Raw genomic sequence first — 14,338 nt, 5'->3', positions numbered from 1 at the left:
GGTAAAACGCTATTTGAATGCTTAATTATACATTCTCCAACGTACCCCGATTCTGAACGATGAAAGGGCTAATGGATTACTTGGACTTGCATAATAACCGGTACTTTTAAACCAATCCTGATTCAGGTGTTCGTAAACGGCAAATAATACAGCATGTCTTATTTCGCCACAGGCAAAAACATTAATTAAGGGATAGTTACCTATTTCGCGGGTGTTTTGTAAATAAAATCCTCTGGTAGCAGGGTTGTATGCCTGCGCATAAAAAGCCGAATTGTAAAACACATCGAAACCTACTTGTAAATTCATGGCTTTTTTAAACAAAGCTTGTTGTACATAGTAACGTAAAATGGCGCCAAACTCAGGTAAACGGATAAAGTCTTCGCTCGATTTTTGGTAGATTAGCTTGTTGTCAAAAAAGAACTTCCAGATTTGAAATGTTTTTTGCAACTCAAAGGTTTGTACCAAGGTTACTTTGTTTGATTGGGTGGGTGTGGCATCAGTATCAAAATAAACCCAGTTGGCCAGTATGTTTTGGTTGTAAGTAAACCTAAAGTTATTTCTGAAAAGGCGTGTTTGTAAACCCACATGCCAGTTGCTTATGTTTATTTTATTAAAGGTTTCGTTGTTCCAGATAAACTGGTTGGTGCTGTAGTATTTAAAAGTAAAATCGGGGGTATATAAATGGTTAAACAAACCGCCATAAATAGATGCCCAAGGGGTTTTGTAACCAATATCGCCACTCAGTTTTAAATCGTTTTGGTTATAACCCAAGGGCGCATAAGCTCCATGTGCTTTAAACCACAAGCCGTAATTGGTATATATTTCGCGTTCAAGCGTTCCCTCTAAAATAACATTGTTATAATCTTTATTCACGTTAACCAGCGAGTTATTAATAAACTGATGGGTAGCTGCCAACTCCACATACCTCATTTCGTTTTTTCTATCGGTATTGTATAAAGTATAAGCCAGTCTATTACTGATGGTTTGCGATGCAATAGAATCGAAAGTATTGGCAGTAGTACTGAAATAGCGGTTGGGGTAAACGCTTAAATCTGAGTCGCCATTTACACGCAGGTAATATATTTCTTCATTGGCTTTAAGGGTATGGCTAAAATGCCCGTAGCTGATAAACTGGTTAATGGTATCGTCTTTTTGTATGATTTGGTTTGTTTTACCGTAATAGAAATATTGCTTTAAATAAAAGCTACGGTTTCTAAACCCATTTTCGCTACCGGTTAATTTCGGGTCGCCTGTTTTGTTGTCACCACTTAAGGCTTGGAAAGCGGAGTCGCTTTTTAAACCGCCATTTTCCTGATTGTACCCTAAGTTCCATGTTAAGCTGCCATGTACTGCGTATTTTCCACTGGCCGACTGGTAATAAGAAAACACTTGTGTATGGTAGGAGCCATTGGTTTGACGAACATAGTTACCCAATGAGGTTAATCTGAAATAATCGGCTCCAATGCTCCAGCGGGGTGTAATGTTAATGGCTAATTTAGCTTTCAAATAAATCATTTGATTGCGGCCTTGCGTATAAGTTATATCTGTAATGGGCGATTTAGAGTTGTAAAAAACGCGATCCTCAGGTTTTAAAAAATAAGCCTCCCAAGGGTTTTGTGCAAAACGGAAATCCAGTTTCCTGTCGTAATTAAAAAACAGTGATTGCGCAGCAGAACCTATTACGCCCTGATCTTGAAAAATGCCATATTTGGCATACATGGGATGAAAAATTTCGTTTTTAGTAATGCTCGTATCTAGTGCTTTCCAATCCTGGTGCCTGTCTATTTGCTTTTCGTTAATGGTAAAAGTGCGTATTTTACTAACAAAAACATTGGTGTCAACTTGCGCCTGTAGTTGGTTACAGGCAAATAATAGTAGCAGGCTTATATAGGTTTTAACTATTTTGGTCATTAGGGAATACGGGACTTTTTTATAGCATTGACTATAAAAAACGTACCAAATTTTGTGCTGCGAATTAACTTTTTTTATTCCATAAATAATTGACGAATTTGTGTGGATAGTTAGATAATTGTTTTTCTGCCAACAAAATAAATATTACTTACTTATTTAAATGATTTTTTTATTTACTTTTTATTTAAAAAACTTTCGCCCTATTCCCTTTTGTTTTTGGTTCAGTCCAATACTCATTAGGGATATAAAATTGATTCAAATTCGTAATTGGGATAGCTTTCTCACTTAAGTTAGATTTTATACTTTCTAATTGTTGTATATATTGATGTACATCACTTTCGGGAGCTTGTATTATTATTTTACCTTTTTCAAAATACTTAAACAATTCAATATCTACCGCTCTGTTAAATATGGGAAAAGAATAACCTATTACTACAACAAAATCACTATCCTTAATTTTTTCACTGGCTATTGCGTGATGGTTCTTTATTTCAGGCTCATTTTCCCACGCAAATTTGATTAATGAAGAGGTGTTTTTAAGTCTTTCCATATTGTCAGATAAAGCATCAATTAAAATACTATAGATCTCATGATTACAAATAGTGCTATCGAATACATTATTGTTGGATTCGAATAGACTTGTGCCATTTATCTTGATTATTTGGGTCGTTTTATTTGGTGGTCTAGATTTATCGTAGATAATCTTATATTCTTCTGCGGTTTCGCTTATTCTTTTATCACTGTAAAAATGTAAAGCTTTTTCTATTTGAAAATCATAATTCCATGAAATAAAACTGAAATTATGAGGTATAGAACAGTCATCTTTTAGAATAGCAGCAAAAAAAGCTTCATACCTCGGATCGATAACTAATTCAATCGGTGATTTTCTTTTTATAGATATATTATCATATCCTAAAATATTTTTTTCGATTTGTTTAAAGTATAGAATAGCCGTTATTAAATTGATTATTCGTATGTATTCATCGTTATCTGCTGAACCTTTATTTTTAATCCATATTTTCCTAGCCAGTGTGTCAATGGAGTGATGCTTTGCTACTTCTTTAATTAAAGAAATAGTTTTAGAAAAATCTGAATAATTTTTGATATTGTTAGGATATGATGTTTTATAATGAATAAGATGCTTAATTATTTCATCTGCTACAGAGGCTAATTCATTAACAATAGGTAAAGCATTATAACTGGCACCAGCACCCAGCAAATAGGTGATTTTAGGAGGTTCTTTCATAGGATTTTTATTTCAACCAAAAATAAATATCTGCCCCAATACACAATCAACCTTTAATGCACTTTTTTAAATATTCAACTATTAAAAATAAAAATGCACTTTTGCGGGGCGCTTTTAAAGGTGTTTTATAAATGAGATTTGAAGAGTACAATATAGCTGAAGAGGTAAAAAAGAGTATAGCTGAAATGGGTTTTAAAAGACCAACTGATATTCAGTTTAAGGCCATAGGCCCCATTTTAAAAGGGGAGGATGTATTGGCTATAGCCCAAACAGGAACGGGTAAAACAGCGGCTTTTGCTATTCCTATTATTCATTTATTACAAAAAAATATTCATACAGGTGCTTTTACTAAATGTTTAATATTGGTTCCTACCAGGGAGTTGGCCATTCAAATAACGGAGGTTTTTAAAAGCATAGCCAAATACACACAGGTAAAAGTGGTTTGCTTAATGGGTGGCATTGACCACGATAACCAGATATTTGATTTAACGGTGGGCGCACATATTGTTATAGCCACTCCCGGCCGTATGTTCGATTTACAAAACCAGGGTTATGTAGATTTAAGCCGTGTGCAAATGCTGGTGTTGGACGAGGCTGATAAAATGTTGGATAAAGGTTTTATAAAAGACATTGAAGACATTAACCGGAAAATACCACGCACGCACCAAACCATGTTTTTTTCGGCTACCATTAACAAGAAAATAAAGGAGCTGGCTTATTCGGTAGTGACTAATCCTATACGTATTCAAATATCGCCTAAAAACCCCGTGTCGAAAAACGTTACACATTCATTGGCTTTTGTGGAAATGGACGATAAGCGATTTTTTTTAGAGCGTATTGTTAAAGAAGCACCCAATAGTAAAATGTTGGTGTTTGTAAGAACCAAAGTGCGTGCAGAACGTTTATTCAGTGCCATGGAAAGGGTAGGCATTGAAAGCTTAACCATGCACGGAGGCAAAGAACAAGTGGACAGACTTGCGGTGATGGAAGATTTTAAAACAGGCAAAGTAAAAATGCTTATTGCTACTGATGTAAGTGCAAGGGGTATTGATATTGAGAATGTAGATTATGTAATTAATTACGATTTGCCTGATGTTCCTGAAAACTATGTACACAGGGTAGGTAGAACGGGTAGGGGTGTTAAATCGGGTAAAGCGGTTTCGTTTTGTAGTACGGAAGAAAAGGAAGTATTGAAAAACATTGAAACCTATTTAGGTCAACCGATTAATATATTGGAAATTGATAAACTGGCTTACGAACAAACCATTGATTTTTCAGAGGATGGAAGCAAAAACTGGAAAGACTTATTAAAGCAAGCAGCGCAGTTTGAAGCGAAAAAGGAAGTAAAGAAAAAAAAGAAGAAGTAAAGGAAACGGGCTTTGCTATTCTCTTACAAACTTAATTTGTTGATTGGTATTTTCAGTATGTATGTTTACTAAATATACACCACTTGGTAAACTGCTTACATCTATTTGCTTGTTGCTATCATTTACATCAACCTGTTTAATCGTTTGCCCAATGCTATTGCTTATTTGTACATGGTAAGTACTGCTGTTTTCGGGCAAATTAATAGTGATATTGTTTTTGGCAGGGTTAGGATAAAGCGTAATTTTTTCAGCTGTTTTTATTTCATTATTTACCACACCTACACCATAATTAATTTTAAGTACAAACAAACCTTCGCTTATATCGCTGGCTATAATATTGCCACTTGGTAAAAATGGCCAAACGCCCCAACAGCCATGAAAACCACTAAATGAACCTTCAGGGTTTAAAAGATAAGTATCGTAATAAGCATGTATTTTCGGATTGTTTTCATCGCGTAAGTCATATACGTATACACCATCTTCGTAGCTCGATACCACAGCCATGTTGTCTTTCCAATAAGCATTGTGCGGTAAAGCATTGGTATGCGAATTGAAATAAACCATTTGTTTGGGGTTGCTTATATCGGTAATGTCAAACAGCTTAATAGGAGAGCCTAAATTTTCATCGGTAAACATAATGGTTTTACCTGTGCTGTTAAGCCAACTGCTGTGGTTAGTGCCGCGTTGCGGGTAATTAGCAATTGTACCTATGAGTTGCTGGTTGTTTACATCGTGTAAATCTATAATGAATAAACCTGCTTCGTAACATGAGAGGTAAGCTGTATCGTTATTACAATACATTTCATGCACCTTACTAAAAAGCTGTTGCCCTTGTCCGTTAATGGGTACTTGTAAGCTGGCTAGTTTTACCGGCCTTTCTGGGTTTTCAAGCGATAGAATATCCATAGCCGAAAAGCCCATTTTGGTTGAGTTTTCGCATATATACAAGCGTTTACTTTTGGCTTCAATGTATATAGTGTGTGCCTGTACGGTTAATGAATCGCTGCGGTATATTTCATGTATTGAATCGGGCAGGTATTGTAAGTCTACAATTTGTAAGCCACCTAAGGAGCCAGAGCGTTGGGCTGAAAAGTAAGCGTAATGGGAGTAAAACTCTACATCGCGGTTTATTGATTTGGTGGAGTACCCATCTAGTTTAGCTACTAACTTTAACTGGGTAGGGTTTGTCATATCAAAAAAATACAAACTGTCGTTACCCAACATAACAGCATATTCTTTTTGTTTAATGGAATCGTAATAACCACCAATATCGCTCCATAGCTGATCGCCATCAATAGGCACCAATGACTTGTCGTTCCAATGGCTTAACAAGCGCATGTTCATAGCTTGCTGTGCCGAAATGGTTTGTATACAATACAATAAAAATGAAAGCAGGAATATTTTTTTCATGAAAGGTAAATGCTGTTGAATAAGTTTATTGTTTCAATAGTTTTTGCCTGATACAACTATTGCTTCCACTTATTTGAATAATGTATAAACCGTTTGCTAAATGGCTTATGTTTTTAGTATATAAAAAATTGCTTTTAAAATGATCATCTAAGGTTTCAATTAATTGACCTTCTATATTGAAAATTTTAATTTCAAAATCGTCTTTATAATTGGTTTCAATAGCAATATTTATTTCGGTATTACTTGGGTTTGGATAAATATTGGCATGGGTTGCATAGCTTATATTGGAAACACTTAATAAGCCACTATCTGGCTTTAAAACAAATATGCCATTGGTTCGGTCGCTGGCTATAATATTGCCACTTGGCAGGTAGGGCCAAACTCCCCAACAGCCGGAGTAGGGTAGTGCATACTCGCCTGTTTTGTTTTGTAAATAGGTATCGTAATAGGCTACCAACCGGGGTTGTTTTGTATCAGCTATGTTCCATACATATACCCCATCGCTGTAATGCGAAACGTAAGCAAAACTACCAACCCAATAAGCATTGTGTGGCGTAGCGCCAATGTTTGAAATAAACATGCTTTCTAAGCGAGGTGCCTGAATTATACTGATGTCAAATATTTTTATGTCTAAACCTGCTGGCACCTCATCGGTAAACATCAGGTACTTGCCATTGTTGCTTAACCAAGAGCTGTGGTTATAGCCATTTTTAGGATAGTTTACTATGCTGCCAATTATTTGCTGGTTATTTAGATCGCGTAAATCGTAAATAAACAAACCACTGTATCCGCACGATAAATAAGCGGTATCGTTTCTTACATGCGACTCATGCACCCATCTGAAAGCAGCTTCGCCACTGGCTCTGACAGGTACAAATAGTTTGGCTAAAAACTGTGGTTGTTCCGGGTTTTCGAGCGAAATAATATCCATGGCTGATTCCTTTCCATTGCCATTATTCCAGTTGGGATATTTATTGGCACACATATACAAACGCTTGCTTTTGGCTTCAATAAAAATGCTATGGGTGTTAATGGCTAAAGTACTATCGTCATACACTTTATGGGCTGAGTCTGGTAAATATTTTAAATCAAAAACTTGTAGCGATCCCCTGTTTTGGTCGCTTACACAGTAAACGTAGTGCTGGTATATTTCGTAATCGCGATTAACTACATTGGCAACTCCACCGTATTCCACATCAACCAGTTTTAATTGGGTAGGTATAGTAATATCGAAAAAATAAATACTATCTGTGCTGCCTGCTATAATATATTCTTTGCCTGTTGTGCTATCGTGGTAGCCAATTAAATCGTTCCAGATATTAATGGAGTCAACTTTATTTAAATTAGGATTATTCCAGGTACTGAGTAACTGCATTCTGTAAGCATTTTGTGCCAACAAAAAGTTAAACGTACTGCATAAAATAAATAGCGTAAGTAGTTTTTTCATCAATATGTTGCCGGTTAAGCGTAAAAAATAAAAAGGTAAATTTAATAATTTATGTGGCTAATGAAACACACGGAATGAATACGACTAATATTTTACAAATTTCTTAAAGCGGTAATCGCCTTTGCCATTGTATAAAAACATAATATAAACACCCGGCCTGAACATTTGTGTTTCGGTTATGAGTAAATCAACCCTGCCTGTTAAACTTTCCGGGTATATTGTTTTGTAATACAGCATGGCGCCAAAGGCATCAACAATAGCCAGGTTAGCAGAAGCAGTTGTATTTTGAGGCTGCACAAAAGCAAAGTTTAAATTATCGGGTGTAAAGTTGGGGTATATATCAAACTCCAATCCCGAGCAACTTCCATCGCGGTAGTAGTTTACACCATTCTGGTACTCGGCATTACAAACATTGCGGTAGGTTATGCCATCGCAACCACACACTGGTTTAAACGTAGGGTCAGGACAAGGAAAGTAGGGGCTTCTCCTTAAACTATCAATGCAAGGTTGAGCATAGTTGGTAATGCTTATTGTTACTAGTAATAATATAATGAGTACCTGTTTTTGCAATAGCTGTATAAATTATTTAGGCCAGGTAAAGTAAAATTTACTGCCTTCGCCCACTTTTGATTCTAACCACACTTTACCACCTTTTTCTTCTACTATTTTTTTTACAATAGCTAAACCTACTCCGGTACTTTCTGATTGGTCGCGAGGTTGAAGTGTGATAAACATTTGAAAAATTTTCTCGAAAAATTCGGGTTCAATACCCGGTCCGTTATCGGCTACACAAAACTCATAAAACGAACCTGTATCTTTACACGATACATCCAGTTTTATAAAGTCCTTGTCGTTGTATTTGGCTGCATTGCTTACGTAATTGCTAAACACTTGTTCAAGCGTAATGCGTTCTGTTAAAAAAGCAGGCATGTCATTGCTTATATTCAATTCAATCTTTTTCTCTGCAATGCCTTCTGTTATTTCTTTTAGCAACTCATAGGTATTAACCAATTCGCTTTCATTTTTTACTCTGCCGGCTCTGCTGTATTGTAAAATGCCATTAATTAACGACTCCATACGCAATACTCTTTTACGCAATAACTGTAAGTTTTTCTGCGTGCCTTCGTTCATACCCACTTCTTCCAAATCTTCTTCAATCCACGAAGTTAAATTGTGTATTCCCCGTAATGGCGATTTTAAATCGTGAGAAACTACATAAGCAAACTGGTTTAGTTCTATGTTTTTCTTCTCTAAATCCTGGGCATATTTTTGTAAAATCTCATTCACTTTACCATCTTCTAAATCAACATAAGTTTGGTTTACTATATTGATAAAATTTCCCATGTCAGTAGTTAATGGAAAACTCTTACCAAAAACGGTTTCGATTTGATTTTTTAAAAGAGGATGTATAGAAACTAGGTCCATAAATTTTGTTCAGGTGTTTTGTAGACTGCCCAAATATATATTTATTTTATAAAAGAGTGCAATATTTAATTGTTAGCTAGATCAGGTTGAAAGCGTGTTTCGATATTTTTAGAAACAGTTCATCTTGCTTAAAAGGTTTGGTTACAAAATCGTTCATGCCTGTTAAAAGGGCTTGCTTTTTTGTTTCGGCAAAGGCATCGGCAGTCAGCGCAATAATCGGAATGTTTTTATCTATGCCATTTATTTGCCCACTTCTAATGGCAATGGTGGTTTCGTAACCATCCATTTCGGGCATTTGTAAATCCATGAGTATTAAGTCATAGTTTTTAAGCTTTAGTTTTTCCAAAGCAATCAATCCGTTGTCAGCCATGTCTACCTCTATTTGCCATTTGGTTAATAGTTGTTTGGCTAAAATTTGGTTGATTTGGTTATCCTCTACTACCAGTATTTTTAAACCCTTTAAATCCTTTAAGTTGTTTTTTGGTTTATTATTTATTTCAATACGGTCTGAAAATTCAAATGGAATTTGCACCGTAAAGATTGAGCCATGGTCTACCTCACTGGTAACTGATATGTTGCCTCCTTGCAGTTCGCATAGTCTTTTGCTTATGGTTAAGCCTAAGCCGGTGCCACCGTATTTGCGGGTTACTTTTATGTTTTCTTGCGAAAAACTTTCAAATATGGTTTCCAGTTTATCTTTGGCTATACCAACTCCAGAGTCAATTATACTAAACCTTAGGTTTACCGTTTGCTCATTTTTATGCATGGCATTTACGTGCAATTTTACAAAACCTTTATGGGTAAACTTAATGGCATTGCCTACCAAATTAATTAATATTTGGCTCATACGGGTAGGGTCGCCAATAATAACAGGGGGAGCCTGTGCATCCAGTAAATACGACAATGCAATGCCTTTTTTTTCTGCCTTTAATTGCAGTGTTTTACAAACTTGTTCTAATAAATCAGGCAAGCTGAATTCTATTTTTTCAAACTCAATTCTTCCCGCTTCAATTTTACTTATATCTAATATATCGTTTATAATAATAACCAGATTTTCGGCAGAGCGTTTAATAATAATTAAGTTGTCTTTCTGGTTGTCATCCATACGCTCATCCAGCATAATATCAGCTATCCCCATAATGGCATTCATGGGTGTTCTTATTTCATGACTCATGTTTGATAGGAAAATCATTTTGGCTTTATCAGCGCTTTCTGCCACTATTTTGGCTTGCTCTAATTCAGCTATGATTTTAATTTTATCAGTAATATCAATAATAACGGCTGTTACCAATTGGTTGTCCGATAAGTCATCGTAAGGCGAAAAAGTAATTTCGAAAAAGTTATCTTTTTGTGTTTCGTGGTAAGTAAAAATTTCTTTGCTTTTTGTGCTTAAACAATTGGCTATGCTTTGCAGCATGAGTGATTTGTTGACATCATCAAATTCCTCAATAAAGTCATTGTTTTTTGTAAAGGTAAAAAGGCTGTTTTTATCGTTTACAAAGCTATGAATACAATGTCCGTCTTTATTCAATACAATGGTTTTAAAAGGCATGGAGTTAATTAATGAGCTCAGCTTTTTTTCGTTGGCTAAAATTACATGGTAGTTTTGGTTGCGCTCCTTAAAATAAATAAAGACAATAACCAAAAGTGCAATGGTTAATATACCAATGGGAATAATAAACCAAGTATTGAGGTAAAAAGGAGGAGCTATAAAAATAATTTGTTCATTGCTATAAACATCAGTTATCAAATCACTAAACTCATTTTTTATTTTATAATGCATTAAGTGTTTGCCTGGTTTTATTTGGCCTAAATCAATGGTGCGTTTATTGGTAAAATGGCTCCACCTACCGTTGTCTATCTGGTAGCTGAATAAAAGTTCTTCATCGTTAAAAGGTTTTCTGTAAGCAAAGTAATTCCAAAGCAGTACAGGCTTGTTTTCGTTTTCCTGAATAATGGAAATAGTAACCAGCGGTTCCTTTTGAATGAAATTATTTTTATGAATAATACTGATACCTGCGCCTAAAGTACCCACTATAATATCGTTGTTGTTGGCAACAACAGGCCAGCAGGTAGGGTAGGGCAATCCGGTTTCTGTTTTGTATTCAAAAAACAAATCGTTTTTAAAAGCCCATAGGCTTGAAGGACTCGTTATCCATAAAATATTATCTTGATCAACCAGTAAGTCCGAAGTAATTTGGCTGAAATCAAATATAATTGGGGTATTGAGTTTCTCTACTTTGTTGTTGGGTAATATTTTGCATAAACCAATGGAGTTTGTATTAAAGTATACAATTCCTTTTTTATCCTCTACTAAATCCATTACCCGCACTATATCGTTGGAGTCTACTTTATTGATATAGGTAACTTGTTTGTTTTGTATTTTATAAAGCCCTTTTAAAGCACCTATCCAAATGGTTCCGTCTTTGGTTTCCAAATAGCTGTATATGCGCACATCTTTGGGTACATTGTCGTACTGTTTTACCCAAAGTAAATTGTTTTTTAACTGGTATAAGCCCGAGCCTTTTTCTTTGGAGCCATTGTTGTTTAAGCATAAAAATAAAAGTGAACCATCCTTGTTTTTTAAAATTTTATGAATGGGTGCATCTATAAAACCATTTTGGCTGGTCATAAGTTCCCACTTTTTGCCATTATACCTGTAAGTAGAGTTGTTTGTTTGACCTGAGCCTACCCATATATTGTTTTGATCATCAATATTAACACAGGTAAAAGTAATAGCAGGGTTTATATTAAATTCCTGCGCAATGCTGTAATCCGGGTTTAGTTTGACAATTTTAGTAGCTTCAGCTATCCAAACATACCCCTGTTTATCTACACAAATACTATTAACAATATTGTCATTAAAATTAGCACCTAACCTAACATTGGTAAACAGGTTATTGTTGGTAGTATAACGTATCATTTTATTGTTATTGCCTATCCATATATCGCCCTCCAAATCAAACTTAGCAAAGTTACAGTTTTTAAGGTGTGAGGGAATGCTTACTTCAAACCAGGTATTGTTTCTTTTTAAGTAAAAATTATTATCCTTAGTCAGGAACAATTCGTTTCCATTTATATCAACATCATTACTAACTACATTCTTTTCAAAGGGAAGTGTATAGTTTTGTATTTTGTATTGCTTACCGTCCCAGTGGAAATAATAATGGTACGTAAAGTTATAACCCTCTCTTAATTGCAGGTAAAAACGGCCACTGCTGTCCTCCTCCAGTAACGATACGTTTACCATTTCCTTTTTTAAACCCAATCCAATATTGTTCAGTTTAAACCCGTTAATGGCATATATTTCATTTTTAACTTTAAAAAACACATGGCCATAGTGGGTTTTATGTAAAGTGCTTTTGCCTGCAATATCCTCTTCAAAGCTTTCCCATATTTTGTATGCTTTTTTACCAATGGTTTTATAAAGCGAAATATGTTTTCGGCTATCATCTATCGTAAGCAATAAAAAGTTGTTATGCTTATCAATAGCAAAGTCAAGTATTCTTAAAGGTTTTTGGTCTATTTGAAAAAGCACTTTTTTGTAATGCTTTTTTTGCAGGGCATAAATAGTATCGTAATAATTAAAAAATAAGCGACCCGTATTATCCTCCTCAAACTTAAAACGTATATTTTTTATATTTTGAACATCTGTTTTAAAAATATTCAGTTGCTGCCAGTTGTAATTATTGTACCAGGCCACACCATAATTATTGGCTACCCAACAAGTGCTATCCTTGGTTTGGTGAAAATTAATATATGAGCAGGTTGGCAAGTTTTCATTTTTGTCAAAAACTACCCATTTTAAATCTAAATTAACTATTTTTTGAGCAAGAGTGGCGTATGAACTGAATACGACTACTAAACCAATAAATAAGCTTTTAACTGATTTTATTAGCATTGAGTAAGATATGTGAGTAATAAACTGCGAAAGTAGTCAATAAATTAAAAAGTATTTATTAATTTGAGCTAAGTTATGACAATCAAAAAAAGAATATACATAGTACGACATGGTGAAACTGAGTTTAATAAACTATTAATTGTGCAAGGCAAAGGAGTGGATACTGATTTAAATGAAACAGGTTTACAACAAGGCCAGCTTTTTTTTGAAAAACACCAACATATTCCTTTCCATAAAATTTATACATCAGCCCTAAAACGCACGCAGCAAACCATTCAGGCTTTTATTGATAAGGGCATTCCTTTTGAGCCACTGGAAGGCTTAAACGAAATAAGCTGGGGCGATTTTGAAGGCAAGGCGCAGGACTTTAAAGAACGTGAATTTTATACAGAAGCCATTAATGCATGGAACAGCGGTAATTACGATTTGGCTGTGGCCAATGGCGAAACACCCAACCAACTGCAAGCACGCCAAAAAGAAGCACTGCAGGTAATTATGGGTAACGAGGCAGAAGAAACGGTACTTATTTGCATGCATGGCCGGGCTATGAAAAGTTTGCTGTGTTTGCTGCTGAACGAACCGCTTAAAAACATGGATAATTTTGAGCACAGAAATACCTGTTTGTATATACTGCATTACGATGGACAAAACTTTAGTTTGGAGTTAGCCAACGATGTTTCCCATTTGATAGGATAAAACTATTTTTTCCCTGCTTACGCTGTCAGCAACAAAAAAAATTGTTTTTATTTCCCGCTGACGCTGTAAGTGTCCAATAAACTTTATTTTTTTTCTCCCCTACGCTGTAAGTGTCCAATAAAAAATGCATAATTCCTTGCCTACGTTGTCAGCAACAAAAAAAACTTATTTTTTTTCTCGCTGACGCTGTAGGCGACTAATAAAAATGTTTTTATTTCTTCCTGACATAGTAATCATATACTCCTTAACTGTTTTATTCGTATAAATTGGATATGTTTGATATTTTATAAATATTAAAGTCGGTTTTGGTAAAAGCAATTATAAATAAGTATGTTAAACTAGTTTTGGAAACAAAAAAACAGCCAATAAAATTTGTGCGCGAAGCTTTGTCTGAAAGTACAATAATTTTATATAGCGATAAGCCAACAAAAGAAATATATGAAGAATTAAAGTCGGCTTTAGTAAAGTCTAACCAATTTCTTAATTCGCCAAATATTAATGGAAATATTAATGATGATTATACTTTTCATCTTACACATAAGTGGGAGACATTTACACAGAATTTTGGAGGAATGGCTGCAGAAATGGAAGTACAAATATTTGATTATAACAATAGGTCTAAAATAATAATAAATGTTAAACCCAATTCATTTTTCTGTTTATTATTTCTTGCTTTTTTTATTGGTGGGTTATTAATTTTATTATGGGCTATTATTACCTCAAGTGATGAACATGATTCTTTCCTAACAGCATTCTTTGCTTTGTTTATTGCTTGCCCAATTTTAGTTTTAGGAGCTTCTGTTGCAAAACAAGTGTTGGTTAATACTTTTGAAAAGGAATTTTATTTTACAAGGTAATTTCAGCTGTAAGTAAAAAACACGATATTCATTGAAACAGAAAGAGCAGCCCGAGAGCTGCTCTTTCTGTTTTATAAT

10 protein-coding genes are annotated in these 14,338 nt (G+C 34.8%); 3 read left to right on the top strand and 7 right to left on the bottom strand.

Going from position 1 to position 14,338, the window contains the following annotated elements:
* Positions 1-21: 21 nt before the first annotated feature.
* Both V4538_10305 and V4538_10300 read right to left on the bottom strand, forming a co-directional pair.
* A complete protein-coding gene (locus V4538_10305; GenBank protein ID MES2381421.1) occupies positions 22-1,911 on the bottom strand; it encodes a putative porin in 1,890 nt (629 codons plus the stop codon).
* Between the two features lie 184 nt (positions 1,912-2,095).
* Entirely contained in the window at positions 2,096-3,157 is a 1,062-nt protein-coding gene (locus tag V4538_10300) for a hypothetical protein (GenBank protein MES2381420.1), read from the bottom strand.
* 131 nt (positions 3,158-3,288) lie between these two features.
* Here V4538_10300 and V4538_10295 point away from each other — a divergent pair, with 131 nt between their 5' ends.
* The gene (locus V4538_10295) at positions 3,289-4,524 is read left to right on the top strand and encodes a DEAD/DEAH box helicase (protein MES2381419.1); all 1,236 of its coding nucleotides are present in this window, start codon (positions 3,289-3,291) and stop codon (positions 4,522-4,524) included.
* Positions 4,525-4,539: 15 nt separating this feature from the next.
* Here V4538_10295 and V4538_10290 read toward each other — a convergent pair whose 3' ends face one another.
* The 5 genes from V4538_10290 to V4538_10270 form a co-directional block, all read right to left on the bottom strand.
* Positions 4,540-5,934 (bottom strand): choice-of-anchor B family protein, encoded by a 1,395-nt coding sequence (locus V4538_10290; GenBank protein MES2381418.1) that lies wholly within the window; start codon positions 5,932-5,934, stop codon positions 4,540-4,542.
* Between the two features lie 25 nt (positions 5,935-5,959).
* Positions 5,960-7,381 (bottom strand): choice-of-anchor B family protein, encoded by a 1,422-nt coding sequence (locus V4538_10285; protein ID MES2381417.1) that lies wholly within the window; start codon positions 7,379-7,381, stop codon positions 5,960-5,962.
* 84 nt (positions 7,382-7,465) lie between these two features.
* Complete coding sequence (locus V4538_10280) at positions 7,466-7,951, bottom strand: Kazal-type serine protease inhibitor domain-containing protein (protein ID MES2381416.1); 486 nt, start codon at positions 7,949-7,951, stop codon at positions 7,466-7,468.
* A gap of 12 nt (positions 7,952-7,963) precedes the next feature.
* Complete coding sequence (locus V4538_10275) at positions 7,964-8,806, bottom strand: ATP-binding protein (GenBank protein ID MES2381415.1); 843 nt, start codon at positions 8,804-8,806, stop codon at positions 7,964-7,966.
* A 76-nt stretch (positions 8,807-8,882) separates the two neighbouring features.
* Entirely contained in the window at positions 8,883-12,707 is a 3,825-nt protein-coding gene (locus tag V4538_10270) for a response regulator (GenBank protein MES2381414.1), read from the bottom strand.
* Positions 12,708-12,782: 75 nt separating this feature from the next.
* On the opposite strand from V4538_10270, the gene V4538_10265 reads away from it, so the two are divergent.
* Positions 12,783-13,403: a histidine phosphatase family protein gene (locus V4538_10265; protein ID MES2381413.1), complete on the top strand. Its 621-nt coding sequence runs from the start codon at positions 12,783-12,785 to the stop codon at positions 13,401-13,403.
* A 344-nt stretch (positions 13,404-13,747) separates the two neighbouring features.
* Complete coding sequence (locus tag V4538_10260) at positions 13,748-14,260, top strand: hypothetical protein (protein ID MES2381412.1); 513 nt, start codon at positions 13,748-13,750, stop codon at positions 14,258-14,260.
* Positions 14,261-14,338 lie beyond the last annotated feature (78 nt).

It is taken from the genome of Bacteroidota bacterium, from assembly GCA_040388375.1.
GTDB lineage: Bacteria > Bacteroidota > Bacteroidia > UKL13-3 > UKL13-3 > JAAFJM01.
Note: the sequence above shows the minus strand (reverse complement) of the source record. Positions and strands in the feature narration are given on the sequence as shown.